Source organism: Streptococcus mitis (genome assembly GCF_905187535.1).
GTDB lineage: Bacteria > Bacillota > Bacilli > Lactobacillales > Streptococcaceae > Streptococcus > Streptococcus mitis_BS.
Map to the genome: position 1 here is coordinate 187,185 of NZ_CAJJIE010000004.1, position 23,720 is coordinate 210,904.

Sequence of the window (23,720 nt, forward strand, 5' to 3'; positions counted from 1 at the left end):
GTCGATTTTTTAATCTCCTTCCATTTTCTTAGGTTGATAGGCTAGCATACCTAAACCAATAAATAGTACTAATATCACAGCAAGGAAAATAACTTGGTGATGAATATTTCCTGTCATAGAGATTGTTTGTCGTAATCCTGAAACTGAATAACTCATTGGTAACCAAGGATTAATAGCTCTAAAGAAATCATTTGTCAAAGCAAGTGGGTAAGTACCTGCACTTGATGCTAACTGTAATAAAAGCAAAATAAGAGAAAAGAAAGCTCCTATACGGCTATTCCATGTTGTTAAAGCGGTCACCATGGACATGAATACTAAACTTGTTAGGATAATGAGAATAAATGTTCTCATCTCATGATTAGCCGTTAGACCAATAAGATGAACTCCTCCATATACCAAAATTCCTGCCAAAACAGCTATAATACCATTTATTTCTGCTCGAGATTTCAACCAAGCCCAACGACTCTCTGGATGACGTCCTGAAGGCAACTTCGCAAAGATCATATTCGTTGATATTGCTGCAACAAAGAGAGCAACTGATATCATATAAGGAGCCATTGCAACTCCATTTACAGGAACTTGATCATTGTCTGTTTTGGAAAGACTGAGAGGATTTGATAAAATCTCTGCATTTTTAGATTCCGTAAATGCTGATTTGAGTTGATCACTGGCATTACTCAATCCTTGTCCTAAAGAAGCAAGTCCTGTCTGTAAACCTTCCAAGCCAGAAGTTAACTTTGTTCCACCTTCTGCTAGTTTCCCAGACCCATCTGCCAATTTATTAGCTCCATTCTCTAATTGAGAAGCACCTGAAAGTAACTGACTGGATTTGTCTGTTAATTGGCTAGTTCCTGATTGTAATTTATCAACTCCTGCTATCAATTCTTGACTCTTTTGATTCAATTGATTGGATCCGGTTGATAATTTTTCAATACCTGATACTAATTCTGGAGTTTTTTCAACTAATTGACCAACTCCTGCTGTCAAGCTAGAAGATTTTTGTGTCAAGGTAGTTGACCCTGAAACTAGTTTGTCCAAACTACCTGTCAAGGTAGAATTTTTTTCACTTAGTTGACTTGCGCCTTGAGAAACTTTATCAACACCTGCAGTATATGCATTTACACCCGATGTAATCGACTGACTAGCAGGAACTAATTTACTCGTCACTGCTCCCTGTATTTCTGTTAATCCACTTGACAATCCTGTCAAAGAAGTAGAAGCAAGCGGTAATACTTGATTAGCTTGATTTTTTAATGTCGAAAGATTTGAAGATTGATTTTGTAAGTTTTCTAAACTTCCCTGTAAACCTTGTACTAAAGCTATAATTGACTGAGCCGATTGAATACTATCAGTCGAATTTTGAGATACAGAAGCGCTTATCTCAGCTTGTTGCTCACTTGTCAATGATTGATAAGCTGCTGTTGATTGAATATTTGCTAATGTAGTCGCTTTATCAGACTGAGCACTTGCTAACATTTGATTAGAAAGAGATACTATACTTGATAAAACAGAATCTAATTGTTTTGTATCTCCAACATCAATATTTTGAATGGCTTGATTTAACTGATTTATACCAGAGGATAATTGATTAATTTGATCTTTTTGCTCAGATGAAGCATCTAACTTGCTAGAAAGTTGTTGAATTCCTTCATTTAATTGCTCCACCCCCATTCGAAGTGTAGCTGATTGATTAGATAACTGATTAGCACCTGTTGCAAGATTTCCCACTCCGTTTGTATAGGCACTAACACCAGATGAAAATTGATTAAGACCAGCATTGAGCTTAGAAACACCGCCAGTATAAGATTCTACACCAGTATATAATTGATTAATTCCCCTCACTAATTCAGGGCTTTTAGAAGATAATTGACCTAACCCACTATCTAATTGACTCACTGCACCAGTATATGTAACTAAACCACTATTAAAATTCCCTAAGCCAAGATGAAGTTGTTCAACACCAGAAACATAAGAGGATAATCCTTTAGTAAACTGCTCCGTTCCATTTGAAAATGTTAAACTTGAATCGGCTAAAGAGTGTAGGTTAGTAGTTAATGTTTGACTTCCTGCTACTAACTGATTCGCTCCATCAGTTAATTTTTCACTACCAGAAGCTGCCTGACTCATACCATCCTTTAAATCGACCATTTTGTTGAATAAAGCTTTAGTATAGGTCTCGGTTACATTGGTAGAAACATTCTGCTTTAATTGTGTCATTGCAGAATCACTCATCTTGCTTGCAATAAAGCTATGACCACTTGAAGTCTGATAATCGATTTGCATTTGCTCTGGATGGTTCGTTAAAATAGAAGCTGCTTTTTCAGATAAATCACTTGGTAAAGTCACTACCATATAGTAATCGCCATCTTCTATGCCCTTCTTACCTTCCTCTTCATCTACAAAATGAAAATCCAAGGTTTTATTTTCTTTTAAATTGGACACCATGTCTTTCCCTATAGACATAGTGTTACCATTATAGGAAGCCTCTTTATCATTATTGACAACTGCCACAGGCAAATCAGATAATTTCCCATATGGATCCCACATTGAGGACAAAAATATGATATTGTACAGAGCTGGAATAAGAGAAATTCCTATCATGACAATAATAAAGGTTGGTTTTTTAAAAATTGCTTTCCATTCTTTAAACATAGTTTCTCCTTTTTTAAACATATTGTCTAAAATTTTGATATAATAGATTATACATTAAAAAATCTAAATTACAAGATAAAAAATCCATTTTTAGACATATAGTCTAATTTGTTTACAAGGAGGAAATATGAAAGAAAGTAATAAACGCTTAAAAACAAAGCGAACTATTGAAAATGCTATGGTACAATTACTAATGGAACAACCATTTGATCAAATTTCTACTGTCAAGTTAGCAGAAAAAGCCGGAATTAGTCGTTCCAGCTTCTATACTCACTATAAGGATAAGTATGATATGATTGAGCACTATCAAAGCAAGCTATTTCATACATTTGAATATATTTTTCAAAAACATGCTCATCACAAAAAAGATGCTATTTTAGAAGTCTTTGAATATCTAGAGTCAGAACCACTTCTGGCTGCCCTTCTTTCTGAAAATGGGACTAAAGAAATCCAAAATTTCTTACGAAATAAACTTCATATCATGCTCAGCACAGATTTACAAAAACGCTTTATGCAACTGAATCTCAACACCACTGAATTAGAATATAGTAGCATATATCTAACTCATGCACTTTTTGGTGTCTGCCAAACTTGGATTGCACATGGAAAAAAAGAAAGTCCTCAAGAAATAACAGACTTCCTTATGAAGATGCTTGGTGATATAAATTGATACAAAAAAGGGAACAACACTATGTTCCCTTTTATCTATACTCCGCCAGTAGGACTCGAACCTACGACATCATGATTAACAGTCATGCGCTACTACCAACTGAGCTATGGCGGATAAAATAGTCCGTACGGGATTCGAACCCGTGTTACCGCCGTGAAAAGGCGGTGTCTTAACCCCTTGACCAACGGACCTTCTATCTGTAGCAGATATAACCATTATATCAATTTCTTGCTAATTGTCAATTACTTTTGAGATTTTTTCTCTAGAATATCTTTTAATTTTCTAATTTTTAATCTTGAAATAGGACAACGATGGTCTTCATAGAAAACAATTTCTAGATTTTTTCGATCAATTTCTCTGATATTGCCTATATTTACCAAAAATGACTTATGAGGAGAATAAAATCGCTGAGTATGTTTGTCCTTTTCCTGAATATCAGTCATGGTACCATAAAACTCTTTTGCAAAATTCTTACCAATAATGCGCAATTTATGAGAGACTCCTGTCGTTTCAATATATAGAATATCATGGTAAGGGATTTTTAAATCATTTCCCTTGTAATTGTAGTCAAAATAATCTACCACATCTTCATTTTCAAGTAACATACTCTTCGTGTAGAAGATATTTTGCTCAATTCTCTTCTTAAACAACTCATCATTGATATCCTTATCAACAAAATCTAGGGCTGATACCTGGTATTTATAGGTTAGAGTCGCAAACTCTGATCGACTGGTGATAAAGACGATAATAGCGTAAGGATTGTAATGACGAATGAGCTGAGCCACTTCAAATCCCTTTTTCTCAATTCCATGAATATCGATATCTAGGAAATAAAGCTGATTTACTTCATCATTTTCAATGTATTCTTCAAATTCACGGACTTTTCCCGTTGTCTTGTATGATATTGGAATATTCGATTCTTTCGAAATTTCATCCAGTATTCTCTCTAGTCTCACTTGATGTTCAATAACATCTTCTAAAATTAAAACTTTCATTCAAATTCCCTCTTAAATCTAATAATTTGTCTAAATGTACTGCCTTCCATCTCTGTTTCTAAAATAATATTGTTGTACTTATCTAGTAGTTCTTTTACATTATTTAATCCTACTCCGCGATTTCTTCCCTTAGTGGAGAATCCTAAGGCAAATAGATCTTCTGAAGGAGTCATCGTCATTTTACATGAATTCTGAATCACAATAACTGTTTCAGTTTCCATCTTAATAACTGCTACCTCCATTTGTTTTTTATAGCTATCAGCCGATCCTTCGACAGCATTATTCAATAAAACACTCATGATACGGACCAAATCCAATAGTTCAATTGGGAGCTTGGTAATCGTATCTTTTACTTCCAGTGTAAACTCTACACCATTATTTCGAGCATAGACAATTGACTGAGCAACCAAACTTCGTAAAGCTGAATCTTCTATGTTGTTCAAATCAAAGTAAGTGTACTTATCTGAACGCAGTTTGTGATTTGCTTTGACCAAAACTTCATTGTAAACTCTGTCAATTTCCTGTAAATCACCACTGTCAATTGCCATCTGCATACTAACAAGCATACCAGCATAGTCATGTCGAAAACCACGGATTTCATTATACAGACCGACAATTTCATCTGTATAATTCTGTAAATGTTTCTGTTCAAATTTCTTCTGCTTCAAAGCAATCTCTTTCTCCATTTGTTCTTTATGCGAATTCATTGCAAAAAAGGTCAAAAGTAAAGAGATAAAGACAATAGATGATAAAATACTTCCAAAACTATTCAAATGTTTAATCGTACTTACTATATCTGAAATGAAAGATACAACATGTAGAAGTAGTAAAGCAAAAAATACTTTTTTCAAGAAAGGATATAGATAGTCTTTGTCAAAATAGTTTAGTTCCAAATGGAAATAAGTAATAATTTTTTTGATTGAAAAATAAGTTAGTAATAGAACTATAAAATAGAAAATTTCTTCATGCTGGGATACTAAATAATCTCCTATAATTGAAGATAACGTTACAGATATAAAAGTATGGGTACCATTATATAACAAAGATAATAGTATACTAATAAAAATTCCTTTGTATGTTTCATATATCTTAAATTTTCTTAAATAAAAATATATAACTAATGGAAATAAAAATTTAACTAAACTAAAACCACCTCTATATAACATACTAGCAACTTCTTCAAGTATAAAAACTGATATACCTGTGTAGCATAAAAAAACTATATGCTCTTTTTTAGTTATTTTACAAATCCGTTCATAACTTTTGCTAACGATAAAAAAATAAACAATAACTATCCCAAATCCAAATAAATTCATTACTCTTTCCCCTTATTTCATTACTTTTTTCTTGGGAAAATAAAATCACGGAGGTATTTTGATATCCTACTATCCCCACCTCGAATCTCCTGCAAGTCTTTTTCCTTCAAGGCTACAAACTGTTCCAATTTAACTGTGTTTTTCATAATAAAATCTCCTAAAATGTTTTTTCTTGTAAGATAACTTACAAAAACTATTATACAAAATGAAATTTCATTTTAGATAAAATTCTCTCAACTGTCATTTTTTTCTCCCCAAGTGTACTTTTTTAAGAAAAAAGCCGGGAAAATTCCCAGCTTTGCTACTATATTGATCCCAGCAGGATTCGAACCTGCGACCGTTCGCTTAGAAGGCGAATGCTCTATCCAGCTGAGCTATGAGACCTAATACAGCTATTCTACCAAAAATCCAATTGAAAGTCAATTTTCTATTTATGATAGGGAGAGCCCTGCTGAATCGTAAAAGCGCGATAGATTTGTTCAGCAAGGACTAGTCTCATTAACTGATGTGGCAAGGTTAAGCGGCCAAAACTAACAGAAAGATTAGCTCTATTTTTTACATCCTGTGCTAATCCCAGACTTCCTCCAATAATAAATGTAAGAGTAGAAAATCCTTTTATAGAAGCTTCTTCTAATTGCTTACTAAATTCTTCTGAAGAGAAAGTTTTTCCTTCAATAGCTAACGCAATAACAAAATCACGGTCACCAACTTTTGATAAAATTCTCTGACCTTCTATTTCTAAAATCTTTTGATTTTCTAACTCACTGGCCTTATCTGGTGTTTTTTCATCTGCTAGCTCAATCATTTCAAGCTTAGCAAATCGAGAAATTCGTTTTGAATACTCTGCGATACCATCTTTTAAATACTTTTCTTTCAGTTTCCCAACTGTTACAACTTTAATTTTCATGAGTCTATTCTAACATATTCTCTATTTTTTCACATCTTATTCACAAAATAAAAGGTTAATTTTAGCCGAGAAAACCACAGATTTTTGAAAGTTATCCACAATCTGTGAAAAACTTTTATTTTTAAGTTATAATTAAGCTAGTCAGTTTATACTTTCATTAATTTAAAACATATGGAGGCAAATATGAAACATCTCAAAACATTTTACAAAAAATGGTTTCAATTATTAGTCGTTATCGTCATTAGCTTTATTAGTGGAGCCTTGGGGAGTTTTTCAATAAACCAACTAACTCAGAAAAGTACTGTAAGTAACTCCAACAACAATAGTACTATTACACAGACTGCCTATAAGAACGAAAATTCAACAACACAGGCTGTTAACAAAGTAAAAGACGCTGTTGTTTCTGTTATTACTTATTCAGCTAACAGACAAAATAGCGTATTTGGCAATGATGATACAGATACAGATTCTCAGCAAATCTCTAGTGAAGGATCTGGGGTTATTTATAAAAAGAATGACAAAGAAGCTTATATTGTCACCAACAATCACGTTATAAATGGTGCCAGCAAAGTAGATATTCGTTTGTCAGATGGAACTAAAGTACCTGGAGAAATCGTCGGAGCTGACACTTTCTCTGATATTGCTGTTGTCAAAATTTCTTCAGAAAAAGTGACAACAGTAGCTGAATTTGGTGATTCTAGCAAGTTAACCGTAGGAGAAACTGCTATTGCTATTGGTAGCCCATTAGGTTCTGAATATGCAAATACTGTCACTCAAGGTATCGTATCTAGTCTCAATCGAAATGTATCTTTAAAATCTGAAGATGGACAAGCCATTTCTACAAAAGCCATCCAAACTGATACTGCTATTAACCCAGGTAACTCTGGTGGCCCACTGATCAATATTCAAGGACAGGTTATCGGAATTACATCAAGTAAAATTGCCACAAATGGAGGAACATCTGTAGAAGGTCTTGGTTTTGCAATTCCTGCAAATGATGCTATCAATATTATTGAACAGTTAGAAAAGAACGGAAAAGTGACTCGTCCAGCTTTGGGCATCCAAATGGTCAATCTCTCAAATATTAATACAAGTGATATTAGAAGACTGAATATTCCAAGCAGTGTAACATCTGGTGTAATTGTTCGTTCTGTACAAAGTAATATGCCTGCCAATGGTCACCTTGAAAAATATGATGTTATTACAAAAGTAGATGACAAAGAGATTGCTTCATCAACAGACTTACAAAGTGCTCTTTACAATCATTCTATCGGAGACACCATTAAGATAACTTACTATCGTAACGGTAAAGAAGAAACTACATCTATTAAACTTGACAAGAGTTCAGGTGATTTAGAATCTTAATTGACATCTATGTAAAGAAATCTTTACATAAGAGAAAAGATGTGTTAGTGTAGAATCATGGAAAAATTTGAAATGATTTCTATCACAGATATACAAAAAAATCCCTATCAACCTCGAAAAGAATTTGATAGAGAAAAACTAGATGAACTAGCTCAATCTATAAAAGAAAATGGAGTCATTCAACCGATTATTGTTCGTCAATCTCCTGTTATTGGTTATGAAATCCTTGCAGGAGAGAGACGCTATCGGGCTTCACTTTTAGCTGGTCTAACGTCTATCCCAGCTGTTGTTAAACAACTCTCAGATCAAGAGATGATGGTCCAGTCCATCATTGAAAATTTACAAAGAGAAAATTTAAATCCAATAGAAGAAGCACGCGCCTATGAATCTCTCATAGAGAAGGGATTTACCCATGCTGAAATTGCAGATAAAATGGGGAAGTCTCGTCCATATATCAGCAACTCCATTCGTTTGCTTTCCTTGCCAGAACAGATCCTCTCAGAAGTTGAAAATGGCAAACTATCACAAGCTCATGCGCGTTCTCTAGTTGGGGTGAATAAGGAACAACAAGACTATTTCTTTCAACGAATCATCGAGGAAGACATTTCTGTAAGGAAGTTAGAAGCTCTTCTGACAGAGAAAAAACAAAAGAAACTTCAAAAAACGAATCATTTCATACAAAATGAAGAAGAACAGTTAAAAAAACTACTCGGATTAGATGTAGAAATCAAAATGTCTAAAAAAGATAGTGGAAAAATCATTATTTCTTTTTCAAATCAAGAAGAATACAATAGAATTATCAACAGCCTGAAATAAGGCTGTTCTTTTATTTTTTTATCTCACAAGGTTATCCACTATTTTTTTTCAATAAAAAACTTAATAAATCAATAGTTTCTGATTTTATCCCCAACCTGTGGATAAAACTTAATAACATTGTGGATTATTTTTCACAGCTTGTGGAAAATTCTTGCTATCTATGGTAAAATAAGTCTAGCATTAAACTTTTAAATAGTAAAGGAGGAGAAAGGATTGAAAGAAAAACAATTTTGGAATCGTATATTAGAATTTGCTCAAGAAAGACTGACTCGATCCATGTATGATTTCTATGCTATTCAAGCTGAACTCATCAAGGTAGAGGAAAATGTTGCCACTATATTTTTACCACGATCTGAAATGGAAATGGTCTGGGAAAAACAACTAAAAGATATCATTGTAGTAGCTGGTTTTGAGATTTATGATGCTGAAATAACTCCCCACTATATTTTCACAAAACCTCAAGATACGACTATATCACAAGTTGAGGAAGCTACAAATTCAACTCTTTATGACTACAGTCCAAAGTTAGCATCTATTCCTTATTCGGATACTGGATTAAAAGAAAAGTATACCTTTGATAATTTTATCCAAGGGGATGGAAATGTTTGGGCAGTATCAGCCGCTTTGGCTGTCTCTGAAGATTTAGCCTTGACCTATAATCCTCTTTTTATCTATGGAGGACCTGGGCTTGGGAAGACTCACTTACTCAATGCCATTGGGAATGAGATTTTGAAAAATATTCCTGATGCGCGTGTTAAGTACATTCCTGCTGAAAGCTTTATCAACGATTTTCTTGAACATCTGAGACTTGGTGAAATGGAAAAGTTCAAAAAAACTTACCGTAGCCTTGATCTCTTGTTAATTGATGATATCCAGTCGCTGAGTGGAAAAAAAGTTGCAACTCAGGAAGAATTTTTCAATACTTTCAATGTTCTCCATAGCAATCAAAAACAAATTGTTCTAACCAGTGATCGTAGTCCTAAACACTTAGAGGGACTTGAAGAAAGGCTTGTCACGCGCTTTAGCTGGGGCTTGACGCAAAACATCACACCACCTGACTTTGAGACACGTATTGCCATTTTACAAAGTAAAACAGAGCATTTAGACTACCATTTCCAAAGTGATACCCTAGAATACCTAGCTGGTCAATTTGATTCAAACGTCCGAGAACTTGAAGGAGCAATCAACGACATCACTTTAATTGCCCGAGTGAAGAAGATTAAGGATATCACTATCGATATCGCTGCAGAGGCTATTAGAGCACGTAAACAAGATGTTAACCAAATGCTCGTCATCCCAATTGATAAAATCCAAAATGAAGTTGGTAACTTTTATGGTGTCAGTGTCAAAGAAATGAAGGGAAGTAGACGCCTTCAAAATATTGTTTTAGCCCGTCAAGTAGCCATGTATTTATCTAGAGAACTAACAGATAATAGTCTTCCAAAAATTGGGAAGGAATTTGGTGGTAAAGATCACACAACAGTCATTCATGCCCATGCCAAAATTAAATCTTTGATTGATGAAGACGATAATTTACGTTTAGAAATTGAATCAATCAAAAAGAAAATCAAATAACTTGTGGATAACTTTGGCTTTTTTATCTTTTTTATCCACACTTTTTAAACAAGCCAAAAAACTTGATATGACTTGTTTAAAGTCTGTTTTCCACATATTTCACAGACTCTATTATTACTATTATCCTTCTAATACTAAAAATAAATAAAGGAGAATCCATGATTCATTTTTCAATTAATAAAAATTTATTTCTACAAGCATTAAATACTACTAAGAGAGCTATAAGTTCTAAAAATGCTATTCCTATTTTATCAACCGTAAAAATTGACGTGACTAATGAAGGTGTTACTTTAATTGGTTCAAATGGTCAAATTTCAATTGAAAATTTTATTTCTCAAAAAAATGAAGATGCTGGTTTGTTAATTACTTCTTTAGGTTCGATCCTTCTTGAAGCTTCTTTCTTTATCAATGTTGTATCTAGTCTACCTGATGTGACTCTTGATTTTAAAGAAATTGAACAAAATCAAATTGTTTTAACCAGTGGCAAATCAGAAATTACCCTAAAAGGAAAAGATAGTGAACAATATCCACGAATCCAAGAAATTTCAGCAAGCACTCCTTTAATTCTTGAAACTAAATTACTCAAGAAAATTATCAATGAAACAGCATTTGCTGCAAGTACACAAGAAAGTCGTCCAATTTTAACAGGTGTTCATTTTGTATTAAGTCAACACAAGGAGCTCAAAACAGTGGCAACAGACTCTCATCGTCTAAGCCAGAAAAAATTGACTCTTGAAAAAAATAGTGATGATTTTGATGTCGTGATTCCTAGCCGTTCTTTACGCGAATTTTTAGCGGTATTTGCAGATGATATCGAAACTGTAGAGATTTTCTTTGCCAATAACCAAATCCTCTTTAGAAGCGAAAATATTAGCTTCTATACTCGTCTCCTAGAAGGAAATTATCCTGATACAGATCGCTTGATTCCAACAGACTTTAACACTACTATTACTTTTGATGTGGTAAACTTACGCCAGTCAATGGAACGTGCTCGTCTTTTATCAAGTGCGACTCAAAATGGTACTGTGAAACTTGAAATTAAAGATGGGGTTGTTAGCGCCCATGTTCATTCTCCAGAAGTTGGTAAAGTAAACGAAGAAATCGATACTGATCAGGTGACTGGTGAAGATTTGACCATTAGTTTCAACCCAACTTACTTGATTGATTCCCTTAAGGCTTTAAATAGCGAAAAGGTGACCATTAGCTTTATCTCAGCTGTTCGTCCATTTACTCTTGTGCCAGCTGATACTGAAGAGGATTTCATGCAACTTATCACCCCAGTTCGTACAAATTAAGTGAAAGAGGTTGAGCCTAGCTCGCCTCTTTTATGATATAATCGAAAAAGAAAAGGAGAGTAGTATGTATCAAGTTGGAAATTTTGTTGAGATGAAAAAGCCACATGCTTGTACAATCAAGTCAACTGGTAAAAAAGCCAATCGTTGGGAAATTACACGTGTTGGGGCAGATATCAAAATCAAATGCAGTAATTGTGACCATATTGTTATGATGGGACGCTATGATTTTGATCGAAAAATGAATAAAATTATTGACTGATAGCCCTTAGTTAGAGGGTTAGCAAGTTTTCCCTTTTTGTGTTATAATATTAGGGATTGAAATGAAAACGGAGAATGAGAAATATGGCTTTAACAGCAGGTATCGTTGGTTTGCCAAACGTTGGTAAATCAACACTATTTAATGCAATTACAAAAGCAGGAGCAGAGGCAGCAAACTACCCATTTGCGACGATTGATCCAAACGTTGGAATGGTAGAAGTTCCAGATGAACGTCTCCAAAAATTGACGGAAATGATTACTCCTAAAAAGACAGTTCCAACAACTTTTGAATTTACAGATATCGCAGGGATTGTAAAAGGTGCATCAAAAGGAGAAGGGCTAGGGAATAAATTCTTGGCCAATATCCGTGAAGTAGATGCGATTGTTCATGTAGTTCGTGCTTTTGATGATGAAAATGTTATGCGCGAGCAAGGACGGGAAGACGCTTTTGTAGATCCACTTGCAGATATTGACACCATTAACCTGGAATTGATTCTTGCTGACTTAGAATCAGTTAATAAGCGTTATGCGCGTGTAGAAAAGATGGCACGTACGCAAAAAGATAAAGAATCAGTAGCAGAATTCAATGTTCTTCAAAAGATTAAACCAGTCCTTGAAGATGGGAAATCAGCTCGAACTATTGAATTTACAGATGAGGAACACAAGGTTGTCAAAGGTCTCTTCTTGTTGACGACTAAACCAGTGCTCTATGTTGCCAATGTGGATGAGGATGTGGTTTCAGAACCTGACTCTATCGACTATGTTAAACAAATTCGAGAATTTGCAGCGACAGAAAATGCTGAAGTAGTCGTTATTTCTGCGCGTGCTGAGGAAGAAATTTCTGAGTTAGACGAAGAAGACAAGCAAGAGTTTCTTGAAGCACTTGGGTTGACAGAATCAGGAGTTGACAAGTTGACTCGTGCAGCTTACCATTTGCTTGGCTTGGGAACTTACTTCACAGCTGGTGAAAAAGAAGTTCGCGCTTGGACCTTCAAACGTGGTATGAAGGCTCCTCAAGCAGCTGGTATTATCCACTCAGACTTTGAAAAAGGCTTTATTCGTGCAGTAACCATGTCATATGAGGATCTAGTGAAATACGGATCTGAAAAGGCCGTAAAAGAAGCTGGACGCTTGCGTGAAGAAGGAAAAGAATATATCGTTCAAGATGGCGATATCATGGAATTCCGCTTTAATGTATAAGAAATTTAATAAATAGTGTCAATTAGGTTGGAAAAAAATTCCAACCCTTTTGGCTTTTGAAAGGAAAAATAAATGACCAAATTACTTGTAGGCTTGGGCAATCCAGGGGATAAATATTTTGAAACAAAACACAATGTTGGTTTTATGTTGATTGACCAACTGGCGAAGAAACAAAATGTCACTTTTACACACGATAAGATATTTCAAGCTGACCTAGCATCTTTTTTTCTTAATGGCGAAAAAATTTATCTGGTCAAACCAACGACCTTTATGAATGAAAGTGGAAAAGCAGTTCATGCTTTATTGACTTACTATGGTTTGGATATTGAAGATTTACTTATCATTTACGATGATCTTGACATGGAAGTTGGAAAGATTCGTTTAAGAGCAAAAGGCTCAGCAGGTGGTCACAATGGCATTAAGTCTATTATTCAACATATAGGAACTCAGGTTTTTAATCGTGTTAAGATTGGAATCGGAAGACCTAAAAATGGTATGTCAGTTGTTCATCATGTTTTGAGTAAATTTGACAATGATGATTATATTGGTATTTTACAGTCTATTGACAAAGTTGACGATTCTGTAAATTACTATTTACAAGAGAAAAATTTTGAGAAAACAATGCAGAGGTATAACGGATAAATGGTGACCTTATTAGATTTATTCTCAGAAAATGATCAAATCAAAAAATGGCATCAAAATTTAACAGATAAGAAAAGACAACTAATACTCGGTTTATCAACGTCTACTAAGGCTCTTGCAATTGCAAGTAGTCTAGAAAAAGAAGATAAGATTGTGTTATTGACGTCAACTTATGGAGAAGCAGAAGGGCTTATTAGTGATCTTATTTCTATCTTGGGTGAGGAATTTGTCTATCCATTTTTGGTAGATGACTCCCCTATGGTCGAGTTTTTGATGTCTTCACAAGAAAAAATCATTTCACGGGTTGAAGCCTTACGTTTTTTGACTGATTCATCTAAGAAAGGGATTTTAGTTTGTAATATCGCAGCAAGTCGATTGATTTTACCGTCTCCAAATGTATTCAAAGATAGTATTGTAACAATCTCAGTTGGTGAAGAATATGACCAACATGCGCTTATCCATCAGTTAAAGGAGATAGGATATCGAAAAGTTACACAAGTACAAACTCAAGGAGAATTTAGTCTGCGAGGAGATATTTTAGATATTTTTGAAATATCCCAGTTAGAACCTTATCGAATTGAGTTTTTTGGTGATGAAGTCGATGGTATTAGGTCATTTGAAGTCGAAACACAGTTATCGAAAGAAAATCAGACAGAACTCATTATCTTTCCAGCTAGCGATATGCTTTTGAGAGAAAAGGATTATCAACGAGGACAGTCAGCTTTAGAAAAACAAATTTCGAAGACCTTATCACCTATTTTGAAATCATACCTAGAAGAAATTTTTTCAAGTTTTCACCAAAAACAAATTCATTCTGATTCAAGGAAATTTTTATCTTTGTGTTATGACAAGACATGGACTGTTTTTGACTATATTGAAAAAGATACCCCAATATTCTTTGATGATTATCAAAAATTAATGAATCAGTATGAAGTATTTGAAAGAGAATTAGCGCAATACTTTACAGAAGAATTACAGAACAGTAAAGCATTTTCTGAAATGCAGTATTTTGCAGATACAGAGCAAATCTATAAAAAACAGAGTCCAGTTACCTTTTTCTCTAATTTACAAAAGGGTTTAGGCAATCTCAAGTTTGACCAGATTTATCAATTTAATCAATATCCTATGCAGGAGTTTTTCAATCAATTTTCTTTTCTAAAGGAAGAAATTGAGCGATACAAAAAAATGGATTACACTATTATTCTGCAGTCTAGCAATTCAATGGGAAGTAAAATATTGGAGGATGTTTTAGAGGAATATCAGATTAAATTGGATTCCAGAGATAAGTCAAGTATTTGTAAAGAATCTGTAAACTTAATCGAGGGAAATCTCAGACATGGTTTTCACTTTGTAGATGAAAAGATTCTATTGATAACTGAACATGAGATTTTTCAAAAGAAATTGAAACGTCGTTTTCGAAGACAACATGTTTCAAACGCAGAGAGATTAAAAGATTACAATGAACTTGAAAAAGGAGATTACGTTGTCCATCATATTCATGGAATTGGTCAATATCTAGGAATTGAAACAATTGAAATCAAAGGAATCCACCGCGATTATGTCAGTGTCCAGTATCAAAATGGGGATCAAATCTCCATCCCAGTGGAACAGATTCATCTATTGTCCAAATATGTTTCAAGTGATGGGAAAGCTCCAAAACTCAATAAATTAAATGACGGTCATTTTAAAAAGGCCAAGCAAAAAGTTAAGAATCAGGTAGAGGATATAGCTGACGATTTAATCAAACTCTATTCTGAACGTAGTCAGTTGAAAGGTTTTGCTTTTTCAGCTGATGATGAAAATCAACATGCTTTTGACGATGCCTTCCCTTATGTTGAAACGGATGATCAACTTCGTAGTATTGAGGAAATTAAGAGAGATATGCAGGATTCTCAGCCAATGGATCGACTTTTAGTTGGGGATGTTGGTTTTGGAAAGACTGAAGTTGCTATGCGTGCAGCTTTTAAGGCAGTCAATGATCACAAACAGGTTGTCGTTTTAGTTCCGACGACGGTTTTAGCGCAACAGCACTATACGAATTTTAAGGAACGATTCCAAAATTTTGCAGTTAATATTGATGTGTTGAGTCGCTTTAGAAGTAAAAAAGAACAGACTGAAACACTTGAAAAATTGAAAAACGGTCAAGTTGATATTTTGATTGGAACGCATCGAGTTTTATCTAAAGATGTTGAGTTTGCTGATTTGGGATTGATGATTATTGATGAAGAACAGAGATTTGGTGTTAAGCATAAGGAAACCTTGAAAGAATTGAAAAAACAAGTGGATGTCCTAACCTTGACCGCTACGCCAATCCCTCGTACCCTCCATATGTCTATGTTGGGAATCAGAGATTTGTCTGTTATTGAAACTCCGCCGACTAATCGTTATCCAGTGCAAACCTATGTTTTGGAAAAGAATGATAGTGTCATTCGTGATGCTGTCTTGCGTGAAATGGAGCGTGGAGGTCAAGTTTACTATCTTTACAACAAAGTTGACACGATTGACCAAAAGGTTTCAGAATTACAGGAGTTGATTCCAGAGGCTTCGATTGGTTATGTTCATGGGCAAATGAGTGAGATTCAGTTAGAAAATACTTTATTAGATTTCATTGAAGGTCAGTATGATATTTTAGTGACGACTACCATTATTGAGACAGGAGTGGACATTCCAAATGCCAATACTTTATTTATTGAAAATGCGGACCATATGGGCTTGTCAACCTTGTATCAGTTAAGAGGAAGAGTCGGACGTAGTAATCGTATTGCTTATGCCTATCTCATGTATCGTCCAGAAAAATCAATCAGTGAAGTTTCTGAAAAGAGATTAGAGGCAATCAAAGGATTTACAGAATTGGGTTCCGGATTTAAGATTGCGATGCGAGATCTTTCGATTCGTGGAGCAGGAAATCTCCTAGGAAAATCTCAGTCTGGTTTCATTGATTCTGTTGGTTTTGAATTGTATTCTCAGTTACTAGAAGAAGCTATTGCTAAACGACATGGTAATGGGAAAACAAGGACCAAAGGAAATGCCGAATTGATTTTGCAAATTGATGCCTATCTTCCTGATACTTATATATTTGACCAACGACATAAGATTGAAATTTACAAGAAAATTCGTCAAATTGACAACCGTGTCAATTATGAAGAGTTACAGGAAGAGTTGATGGACCGCTTTGGAGAATACCCAGACGTTGTAGCTTATCTTTTAGAAATTGGTTTAGTCAAGTCATACTTGGACAAGGTATTTGTTCAACGTGTTGAAAGAAAAGAGAATAAGATTACAGTTCAATTTGAAAAAGTCACTCAACGACTGTTTTTAGCTCAAGATTATTTTAAAGCTTTATCTGCAACAAACCTAAAAGCAGCCATAGCTGAGAATAAGGGATTAATGGAAGTTGTATTTGATGTCCGAAACAAGAAGGACTATGAAATTTTAGAAGGTCTGCTCATTTTTGGAGAAAGTTTATTAGAGATAAAAGAGTCAAAATAAGGCAATTCCCTTTAACATTTTTCTTCTATAAAATGGATAAAAATGGTACAATAATAATTTGAGGTAATAAAAATGAGATTAGACAAATATTTAAAAGTATCAAGAATTATCAAGCGTCGTACAGTCGCAAAGGAAGTAGCTGATAAAGGTAGAATCAAGGTAAATGGAATCTTGGCAAAAAGTTCAACGGATTTGAAAGTTAATGACCAAGTTGAAATTCGCTTTGGGAATAAGTTGCTACTTGTAAAAGTACTAGAGATGAAAGATAGTACAAAAAAAGAAGATGCAGCAGGCATGTATGAAATTATCAGTGAAACACGGGTAGAAGAAAATGTCTAAAAATATCGTACAATTGAATAATTCTTTTATTCAAAATGAACACCAACGTCGTCGTTATCTAATGAAGGAACGACAAAAACGGAATCGTTTCATGGGTTGGGTTCTTATTTTGATGATTTTATTGTTCATTTTACCAACTTATAATCTTGCTCAAAGCTATTACCAATTACTCCAAAGACGTCAACAGTTATCAGACTTGCAAACTCAGTATCAAACCTTGAGTGAGGAAAAGGAGAAGGAAACAGCTTTTGCCACAAAGTTGAAAGATGAAGATTACGCTGCTAAATACATGCGTGCAAAATATTATTATTCTAAGAATCGGGAAGCCGTTTATACGATTCCTGACTTGCTTCCAAGGTGATAAAATGGAAAATTTATTAGATGTAATTAAGCAATTTTTGAGTTTATCGGATGAAAAACTAGAAGAGTTGGCTGATAAAAATCAATTATTGCGTTTACAAGAAGAAAAGGAAAGGAAGAATGCGTAAGTTCTTAATTATTTTGTTGCTACCGAGTTTTTTGACCATTTCAAAAGTCGTTAGCACAGAAAAAGAAGTTGTCTATACTTCGAAAGAAATTTATTACCTTTCACAATCTGACTTTGGTATTTATTTTAGAGAAAAATTAAGTTCTCCTATGGTTTATGGAGAAGTTCCTGTCTATGCAAATGAAGATTTAGTGGTGGAATCTGGAAAATTGACTCCTAAAACAAGTTTTCAAATAACCGAGTGGCGCTTAAATAAACAGGGAATTCCAGTATTTAAGTTATCCAACCACCAATTTATAGCTGCGGACAAACGATTTTTATACGATCAATCAGAGGTAACTCCTACAATAAAAAAAGTATGGTTAGAATCTGATTTTAAACTGTATAACAGCCCTTATGACTTAAAAGAAGTGAAATCATCCTTATCAGCTTATTCGCAAGTATCAATCGACAAGACCATGTTTGTAGAAGGAAGAGAATTTCTACATATTGATCAGGCTGGATGGGTAGCTAAAGAATCAACTTCTGAAGAAGACAATCGGATGAGTAAAGTTCAAGAAATGTTATCGGAAAAATATCAGAAAGATTCTTTCTCTATTTATGTTAAGCAACTGACTACTGGAAAAGAAGCTGGTATCAATCAAGATGAAAAGATGTATGCAGCTAGTGTTTTAAAACTACCTTATCTCTATTATGCGCAAGAAAAAATAAATGAGGGTCTTTATCAGTTAGACACGACTGTAAAATATGTATCTGCAGTCAATGATTTTCCAGGTTCTTATAAACCAGAGGGAAGTGGTAGTCTTCCTAAAAAAGAGGATAATAAAGAATACTCTCTAAAGGATTTAATTACGAAAGTATCAAAAGAATCTGATAATGTAGCTCATAATCTATTGGGATATTACATTTCAAACCAATCTGATGCCACATTCAAATCCAAGATGTCTGCTATTATGGGAGATGATTGGGATTCAAAAGAAAAATTGATTTCTGCTAAAATGGCTGGGAAGGTTATGGAAGCAATTTATAATCAAAATGGATTTGTATTGGAGTCTTTAACTAAAACAGATTTTGATAATGAGCGAATTGCCAAAGGTGTATCTGTTAAAGTAGCTCATAAAATTGGAGATGCAGACGAATTTAAGCATGATACAGGTGTTGTCTATGCAGATTCTCCATTTATTCTTTCTATTTTCACAAAGAATTCTGATTATGATACGATTTCTAAGATAGCCAAAGATGTTTATGAGGTTCTAAAATGAGAGAACAAGATTTTTTAAATCATTTTCTCAATAAGGGATATTTCAAAAAACATGCTAAGGTCGTGCTAGCTCTTTCTGGTGGATTAGATTCTATGTTTCTATTTAAGCTATTATCTATGTATCAAAAAGAGTTAGAAATTGAATTGATTCTAGCTCATGTGAATCATAAGCAGAGAGTAGAATCAGATTGGGAAGAAAAGGAATTAAGGAAGTTGGCTGCTGAAGCAGAGCTTCCTATTTATATCAGCAATTTTTCAGGAGAATTTTCAGAAGCGCGTGCACGAAATTTTCGCTATGATTTTTTTCAAGAGGTCATGAAAAAGACAGGTGCGACAGCCTTAGTCACTGCCCACCATGAGGATGACCAGGTGGAAACAATTTTGATGCGCTTGATTCGAGGGACTCGCTTGCGCTATCTATCAGGAATTAAGGAGAAGCAAGTAGTCGGAGAGATAGAAATCATTCGTCCCTTCTTGCATTTTCAAAAAAAAGACTTTTCACCAATTTTTCACTTTGAAGATACATCAAATAAGGAAAATTATTATTTTCGCAATCGTATTCGAAACTCTTACTTACCAGAATTGGAAAAAGAAAATCCTCGATTTAGAGATGCAATATTGAGAATCGGCAATGAAATTTTAGATTATGACTTAGCCATAGCTGAATTATCAAAGAATATTGATATAGAAAATGTAGAGCAGCTATTGTCTTACTCTGAGTCCACACAAAGAGTTTTACTTCAAACTTATCTGAATCGTTTTCCAGATTTGAATCTTACAAAAGCTCAGTTTGATGAAGTTCGACAGATTTTAAAAACTAAAAGCCAGTATCGTCATCCGCTTAAAAATGGTTATGAATTAGTAAAAGAGTATCAACAGTTTCGGATTTGTAAAATCAGTCCTCAGTCTGATGAAAAGAAAGATGAACTTGTGTTACACTATCAAAATCAGGTATCTTACCAAGGTTATTTATTTTCCTTTGGACTTCCTTTAGAAGGTGAATTAATTCAGCAGGTACCTGTTTCACGGGAAACATCAATACACATTCGTCATCGAAAAACAGGAGATTTTTTGATTCAAAATGGGCATAGAAAAAAACTCAGACGTCTATTTATTGATTTGAAAATCCCTATGGAAAAGCGAAAATCAGCTCTGATTATTGAGCAATTTGGTGAAATTGTCTCAATTTTGGGAATTGCGACCAGTAATTTGAGTAAAAACACGAAAAATGATATAATGAACACTGTACTTTATATAGAAAAAATAGATAGGTAAAAAAATGTTAGAAAACGATATTAAAAAAATCCTTGTTTCACACGATGAAATTACAGAAGCTGCTAAAAAATTAGGTGCTCAACTCACTAAAGACTATGCAGGAAAAAATCCAATTTTAGTTGGGATTTTAAAAGGATCTATTCCTTTTATGGCTGAATTGGTCAAACATATTGATACACATATTGAAATGGACTTCATGATGGTTTCTAGCTACCATGGTGGAACAGCAAGTAGTGGTGTCATCAATATCAAGCAAGATGTAACTCAAGATATTAAAGGAAGACATGTTCTATTTGTAGAGGACATCATTGATACAGGTCAAACTTTGAAGAATTTGCGAGATATGTTTATTGCAAGAGAAGCAGCTTCTGTTAACATTGCAACCTTGTTGGATAAACCAGAAGGACGTGTTGTAGAAATTGAGGCTGACTATACCTGCTTTACTATTCCAAATGAGTTTGTAGTAGGTTATGGTTTAGACTACAAGGAAAATTATCGTAACCTTCCTTATGTTGGAGTATTGAAAGAAGAAGTATATTCAAATTAGAAAGAACAATTTTTAATGAAAAAACAAAATAATGGTTTAATTAAAAATCCTTTTCTATGGTTATTACTTATTTTTTTCCTAGTTACAGCTTATCAGTATTTTAGTACAGGTAGTGTTGTAGGGAAAAGTGAGCAAATTAATTATACAGAATTGGTAAAAGAAATTACCGATGACAATGTAAAAGAATTGACTTACCAACCAAATGGTAGTGTTATCGAGGTTTCGGGTGTCTATAAAAATCCTAAAACAAGTAAAGAAGAAACAGGCATTCAGTTCTTTTCTCCTTCTGCTACAACAGTAGAGAAATTTTCAAGTATTATTCTTCCTTCAGATACTACAGTATCAGAATTGCAAAAGCTTGCTTCTGATCATAAAGCGGAAGTAACTGTTAAGCATGAAAGTTCAAGTGGTATGTGGATTAATATTCTTGTATCCATTGTGCCATTCGGTATTCTTTTCTTCTTCCTATTCTCTATGATGGGAAATATGGGAGGGAATAATAGCCGTAACCCGATGAGTTTTGGACGTAGTAAGGCTAAAGCCGCAAATAAAGAGGATATTAAAGTAAGATTTTCAGATGTTGCTGGAGCTGAGGAAGAAAAACAAGAACTAGTTGAAGTTGTTGAATTCTTAAAAAATCCAAAACGATTTACAAAACTTGGAGCTCGTATTCCAGCAGGTGTTCTTCTAGAGGGACCTCCGGGAACAGGTAAGACTTTGCTTGCTAAAGCAGTTGCCGGAGAAGCAGGTGTTCCATTCTTTAGTATCTCAGGTTCTGATTTTGTAGAAATGTTTGTCGGAGTTGGAGCTAGTCGTGTTCGTTCTCTTTTTGAAGATGCAAAAAAAGCAGCACCAGCTATCATCTTTATCGATGAAATTGATGCTGTTGGCCGTCAACGTGGAGTTGGTCTTGGAGGAGGAAATGACGAACGTGAACAAACCTTGAACCAACTCTTGATTGAGATGGATGGTTTTGAGGGAAATGAAGGGATTATCGTCATTGCTGCTACAAACCGTTCAGATGTACTTGACCCTGCCCTTCTGCGTCCAGGACGTTTTGATAGAAAAGTATTGGTTGGTCGTCCTGATGTTAAGGGGCGCGAAGCAATCTTGAAAGTTCATGCTAAGAACAAGCCTTTAGCAGAAGATGTTGATTTGAAATTAGTGGCTCAACAAACTCCAGGTTTTGTTGGTGCTGATTTAGAGAATGTCTTGAATGAAGCAGCTTTAGTTGCTGCTCGTCGCAATAAATCAATCATTGATGCCTCAGATATTGATGAAGCAGAAGACAGAGTTATTGCTGGTCCTTCTAAGAAAGATAAGACAGTTTCACAAAAAGAACGTGAATTAGTTGCTTACCATGAGGCAGGACATACCATTGTTGGTCTAGTTTTGTCAAATGCCCGTGTTGTTCATAAAGTTACTATCGTACCACGCGGACGAGCAGGCGGATACATGATTGCACTTCCTAAAGAGGATCAAATGCTTCTTTCTAAAGAAGATATGAAAGAGCAATTGGCTGGATTAATGGGTGGACGTGTAGCTGAAGAAATTATCTTTAATGTCCAAACTACAGGAGCTTCAAACGATTTTGAACAGGCTACTCAGATGGCGCGTGCAATGGTTACAGAGTATGGTATGAGTGAAAAACTTGGCCCAGTTCAATATGAGGGTAATCATGCTATGTTTGGTGCACAGAGCCCTCACAAATCAATTTCAGAACAAACAGCTTATGAAATTGACGAAGAGGTTCGTTCATTATTGAATGAAGCACGAAATAAAGCTGCTGAAATTATTCAGTCAAATCGTGAAACTCACAAGTTGATTGCAGAAGCATTATTGAAATACGAAACATTGGATAGTACACAAATTAAATCTCTTTATGAAACAGGAAAGATGCCTGAAACAGTAGAAGAGGAATCTCATGCATTATCTTATGATGAAGTGAAGTCAAAAATGAATGACGAAAAATAACCCTGAGAGAGGCAAGTCCTCTCTTTTTTTTCGCAGTTGAAGCGGTGTAGAGAACAGAACGGGAAAATAGGACAAAACTGTTTTTGAATCTGTTAGACTGTATCTAGAAAGGGGAACAATATGCTTAAAAAATTGTATGAAGAAGTCCAGGGGATTGTATACAAGTGTAGAAATGAATATCATCTCCATTTATGGGAGTTATCGGATTGGGACCAAGAGGGGATGATCTGCCTATATGAGTTGATTAGCAAAGAAGAAGGACTTGTAGAAGATATACCACGTTTACGTAGATACTTCAAAACTAAGTTCCGAAATCGGATTCTAGACTATATCCGTAAGCAAGAAAGTCAAAAACGAAGATATGATAAAGAACCCTATGAAGAAGTAGGTGAGATTAGTCATCGTATCAGTGAGGGAGGTCTGTGGCTAGATGATTATTATCTCTTTCATGAAACCCTAAGAGATTATAGAAATAAACAAAGCAAAGAGAAACAAGAAGAGTTAGAACGCATCTTAAGAAATGAACGATTCCGAGGTCGTCAAAGAGTATTAAGAGACTTACGTATTGTGTTTAAAGAGTTTGACATCCGTACCCATTAGGAAGTCATGAAAAAAATAGAAAAAAGATAAAAAAAGTAGTTGACAAAGTTTGAAAAG

Annotated in this window: 22 protein-coding genes and 3 tRNA genes; 17 read left to right on the plus strand and 8 right to left on the minus strand. The window is 34.6% G+C overall.

The features are described 5' to 3' along the window. Positions 1–9: 9 nt before the first annotated feature. On the minus strand, positions 10–2,652 hold the full coding sequence (locus tag JQ841_RS01990) for a YhgE/Pip domain-containing protein (RefSeq protein ID WP_203179962.1): 2,643 nt from the start codon (positions 2,650–2,652) through the stop codon (positions 10–12). Positions 2,653–2,779: 127 nt separating this feature from the next. On the opposite strand from JQ841_RS01990, the gene JQ841_RS01995 reads away from it, so the two are divergent. Further along, positions 2,780–3,322, plus strand: a complete 543-nt coding sequence (locus JQ841_RS01995) for a TetR/AcrR family transcriptional regulator (RefSeq protein ID WP_203179963.1) — start codon at positions 2,780–2,782, stop codon at positions 3,320–3,322. 40 nt (positions 3,323–3,362) lie between these two features. Here JQ841_RS01995 and JQ841_RS02000 read toward each other — a convergent pair. From JQ841_RS02000 to rlmH, 7 genes are all read right to left on the minus strand, one after another. After that, positions 3,363–3,436: transfer RNA gene (locus JQ841_RS02000), tRNA-Asn, on the minus strand. Between the two features lie 5 nt (positions 3,437–3,441). Next, positions 3,442–3,513: transfer RNA gene (locus tag JQ841_RS02005), tRNA-Glu, on the minus strand. A gap of 51 nt (positions 3,514–3,564) precedes the next feature. Next, a complete protein-coding gene (gene comE / locus JQ841_RS02010) occupies positions 3,565–4,317 on the minus strand; it encodes a competence system response regulator transcription factor ComE (RefSeq protein WP_000866062.1) in 753 nt (250 codons plus the stop codon). Beyond that, the gene (gene comD / locus JQ841_RS02015; protein ID WP_203179964.1) at positions 4,314–5,633 is read right to left on the minus strand and encodes a competence system sensor histidine kinase ComD; all 1,320 of its coding nucleotides are present in this window, start codon (positions 5,631–5,633) and stop codon (positions 4,314–4,316) included. The genes comE and comD overlap by 4 nt, the downstream gene beginning before the upstream one ends. Positions 5,634–5,653: 20 nt before the next feature. Beyond that, positions 5,654–5,779 (minus strand): competence-stimulating peptide ComC, encoded by a 126-nt coding sequence (comC, locus tag JQ841_RS02020; RefSeq protein ID WP_143952663.1) that lies wholly within the window; start codon positions 5,777–5,779, stop codon positions 5,654–5,656. Between the two features lie 164 nt (positions 5,780–5,943). Then, a tRNA-Arg gene (locus tag JQ841_RS02025) sits at positions 5,944–6,017 on the minus strand. Between the two features lie 43 nt (positions 6,018–6,060). Continuing rightward, entirely contained in the window at positions 6,061–6,540 is a 480-nt protein-coding gene (gene rlmH / locus JQ841_RS02030) for a 23S rRNA (pseudouridine(1915)-N(3))-methyltransferase RlmH (RefSeq protein ID WP_203179965.1), read from the minus strand. A gap of 183 nt (positions 6,541–6,723) precedes the next feature. Here rlmH and htrA point away from each other — a divergent pair, with 183 nt between their 5' ends. The 16 genes from htrA (at position 6,724) to JQ841_RS02105 (ending at position 23,663) form a co-directional block, all read left to right on the plus strand. After that, positions 6,724–7,905: a serine protease HtrA gene (gene htrA / locus JQ841_RS02035; protein ID WP_203179966.1), complete on the plus strand. Its 1,182-nt coding sequence runs from the start codon at positions 6,724–6,726 to the stop codon at positions 7,903–7,905. 57 nt (positions 7,906–7,962) lie between these two features. Further along, complete coding sequence (locus JQ841_RS02040) at positions 7,963–8,721, plus strand: ParB/RepB/Spo0J family partition protein (protein WP_203179967.1); 759 nt, start codon at positions 7,963–7,965, stop codon at positions 8,719–8,721. Between the two features lie 213 nt (positions 8,722–8,934). Further along, on the plus strand, positions 8,935–10,296 hold the full coding sequence (dnaA, locus tag JQ841_RS02045; RefSeq protein WP_203179968.1) for a chromosomal replication initiator protein DnaA: 1,362 nt from the start codon (positions 8,935–8,937) through the stop codon (positions 10,294–10,296). Positions 10,297–10,454: 158 nt separating this feature from the next. Beyond that, a complete protein-coding gene (gene dnaN / locus JQ841_RS02050; protein WP_203179969.1) occupies positions 10,455–11,591 on the plus strand; it encodes a DNA polymerase III subunit beta in 1,137 nt (378 codons plus the stop codon). A gap of 64 nt (positions 11,592–11,655) precedes the next feature. Further along, positions 11,656–11,850, plus strand: a complete 195-nt coding sequence (locus JQ841_RS02055; RefSeq protein WP_042751911.1) for a DUF951 domain-containing protein — start codon at positions 11,656–11,658, stop codon at positions 11,848–11,850. Positions 11,851–11,933: 83 nt separating this feature from the next. Beyond that, positions 11,934–13,049 carry a redox-regulated ATPase YchF gene (gene ychF, locus JQ841_RS02060; protein ID WP_203179970.1) on the plus strand — a complete coding sequence of 372 codons (1,116 nt, stop codon included), beginning with the start codon at positions 11,934–11,936 and terminating at the stop codon, positions 13,047–13,049. A 72-nt stretch (positions 13,050–13,121) separates the two neighbouring features. Then, positions 13,122–13,691 (plus strand): aminoacyl-tRNA hydrolase, encoded by a 570-nt coding sequence (gene pth, locus JQ841_RS02065; RefSeq protein ID WP_203179971.1) that lies wholly within the window; start codon positions 13,122–13,124, stop codon positions 13,689–13,691. Further along, positions 13,692–17,180, plus strand: coding sequence for a transcription-repair coupling factor (gene mfd / locus JQ841_RS02070; protein ID WP_203179972.1), 3,489 nt, complete (start codon positions 13,692–13,694; stop codon positions 17,178–17,180). It begins immediately after the preceding gene. 72 nt (positions 17,181–17,252) lie between these two features. After that, positions 17,253–17,519, plus strand: coding sequence for an RNA-binding S4 domain-containing protein (locus JQ841_RS02075; protein ID WP_001234978.1), 267 nt, complete (start codon positions 17,253–17,255; stop codon positions 17,517–17,519). Continuing rightward, positions 17,512–17,880: a septum formation initiator family protein gene (locus tag JQ841_RS02080; protein WP_084950569.1), complete on the plus strand. Its 369-nt coding sequence runs from the start codon at positions 17,512–17,514 to the stop codon at positions 17,878–17,880. The genes JQ841_RS02075 and JQ841_RS02080 overlap by 8 nt, the downstream gene beginning before the upstream one ends. Before the next feature lie 4 nt (positions 17,881–17,884). Then, positions 17,885–18,007 carry an SP_0009 family protein gene (locus tag JQ841_RS10050; protein WP_274380114.1) on the plus strand — a complete coding sequence of 41 codons (123 nt, stop codon included), beginning with the start codon at positions 17,885–17,887 and terminating at the stop codon, positions 18,005–18,007. After that, positions 18,000–19,268, plus strand: coding sequence for a serine hydrolase (locus JQ841_RS02085; RefSeq protein ID WP_203179973.1), 1,269 nt, complete (start codon positions 18,000–18,002; stop codon positions 19,266–19,268). The genes JQ841_RS10050 and JQ841_RS02085 overlap by 8 nt, the downstream gene beginning before the upstream one ends. Beyond that, positions 19,265–20,542 carry a tRNA lysidine(34) synthetase TilS gene (tilS, locus tag JQ841_RS02090; RefSeq protein ID WP_203179974.1) on the plus strand — a complete coding sequence of 426 codons (1,278 nt, stop codon included), beginning with the start codon at positions 19,265–19,267 and terminating at the stop codon, positions 20,540–20,542. The genes JQ841_RS02085 and tilS overlap by 4 nt, the downstream gene beginning before the upstream one ends. 4 nt (positions 20,543–20,546) lie before the next feature. Beyond that, positions 20,547–21,089 (plus strand): hypoxanthine phosphoribosyltransferase, encoded by a 543-nt coding sequence (hpt, locus tag JQ841_RS02095; protein WP_000892176.1) that lies wholly within the window; start codon positions 20,547–20,549, stop codon positions 21,087–21,089. Positions 21,090–21,104: 15 nt separating this feature from the next. Next, positions 21,105–23,063, plus strand: a complete 1,959-nt coding sequence (gene ftsH, locus JQ841_RS02100; RefSeq protein ID WP_203179975.1) for an ATP-dependent zinc metalloprotease FtsH — start codon at positions 21,105–21,107, stop codon at positions 23,061–23,063. Between the two features lie 120 nt (positions 23,064–23,183). After that, a complete protein-coding gene (locus tag JQ841_RS02105) occupies positions 23,184–23,663 on the plus strand; it encodes a sigma-70 family RNA polymerase sigma factor (RefSeq protein WP_203179976.1) in 480 nt (159 codons plus the stop codon). Positions 23,664–23,720 lie beyond the last annotated feature (57 nt).

Coding starts and splice junctions, on each gene's coding strand:
- JQ841_RS02040 (WP_203179967.1), top strand. CDS start 7,963: ATGGAAAAATTTGAAATGATTTCTATCACAGATATACAAAAAAATCCC.
- hpt (WP_000892176.1), top strand. CDS start 20,547: ATGTTAGAAAACGATATTAAAAAAATCCTTGTTTCACACGATGAAATT.
- pth (WP_203179971.1), top strand. CDS start 13,122: ATGACCAAATTACTTGTAGGCTTGGGCAATCCAGGGGATAAATATTTT.
- JQ841_RS01995 (WP_203179963.1), top strand. CDS start 2,780: ATGAAAGAAAGTAATAAACGCTTAAAAACAAAGCGAACTATTGAAAAT.
- JQ841_RS02055 (WP_042751911.1), top strand. CDS start 11,656: ATGTATCAAGTTGGAAATTTTGTTGAGATGAAAAAGCCACATGCTTGT.
- JQ841_RS10050 (WP_274380114.1), top strand. CDS start 17,885: ATGGAAAATTTATTAGATGTAATTAAGCAATTTTTGAGTTTATCGGAT.
- ftsH (WP_203179975.1), top strand. CDS start 21,105: ATGAAAAAACAAAATAATGGTTTAATTAAAAATCCTTTTCTATGGTTA.
- htrA (WP_203179966.1), top strand. CDS start 6,724: ATGAAACATCTCAAAACATTTTACAAAAAATGGTTTCAATTATTAGTC.
- comE (WP_000866062.1), bottom strand. CDS start 4,317: ATGAAAGTTTTAATTTTAGAAGATGTTATTGAACATCAAGTGAGACTA.
- JQ841_RS02085 (WP_203179973.1), top strand. CDS start 18,000: ATGCGTAAGTTCTTAATTATTTTGTTGCTACCGAGTTTTTTGACCATT.
- comD (WP_203179964.1), bottom strand. CDS start 5,633: ATGAATTTATTTGGATTTGGGATAGTTATTGTTTATTTTTTTATCGTT.
- JQ841_RS02075 (WP_001234978.1), top strand. CDS start 17,253: ATGAGATTAGACAAATATTTAAAAGTATCAAGAATTATCAAGCGTCGT.
- JQ841_RS02105 (WP_203179976.1), top strand. CDS start 23,184: ATGCTTAAAAAATTGTATGAAGAAGTCCAGGGGATTGTATACAAGTGT.
- ychF (WP_203179970.1), top strand. CDS start 11,934: ATGGCTTTAACAGCAGGTATCGTTGGTTTGCCAAACGTTGGTAAATCA.
- mfd (WP_203179972.1), top strand. CDS start 13,692: ATGGTGACCTTATTAGATTTATTCTCAGAAAATGATCAAATCAAAAAA.
- comC (WP_143952663.1), bottom strand. CDS start 5,779: ATGAAAAACACAGTTAAATTGGAACAGTTTGTAGCCTTGAAGGAAAAA.
- tilS (WP_203179974.1), top strand. CDS start 19,265: ATGAGAGAACAAGATTTTTTAAATCATTTTCTCAATAAGGGATATTTC.
- JQ841_RS02080 (WP_084950569.1), top strand. CDS start 17,512: ATGTCTAAAAATATCGTACAATTGAATAATTCTTTTATTCAAAATGAA.
- JQ841_RS01990 (WP_203179962.1), bottom strand. CDS start 2,652: ATGTTTAAAGAATGGAAAGCAATTTTTAAAAAACCAACCTTTATTATT.
- rlmH (WP_203179965.1), bottom strand. CDS start 6,540: ATGAAAATTAAAGTTGTAACAGTTGGGAAACTGAAAGAAAAGTATTTA.
- dnaN (WP_203179969.1), top strand. CDS start 10,455: ATGATTCATTTTTCAATTAATAAAAATTTATTTCTACAAGCATTAAAT.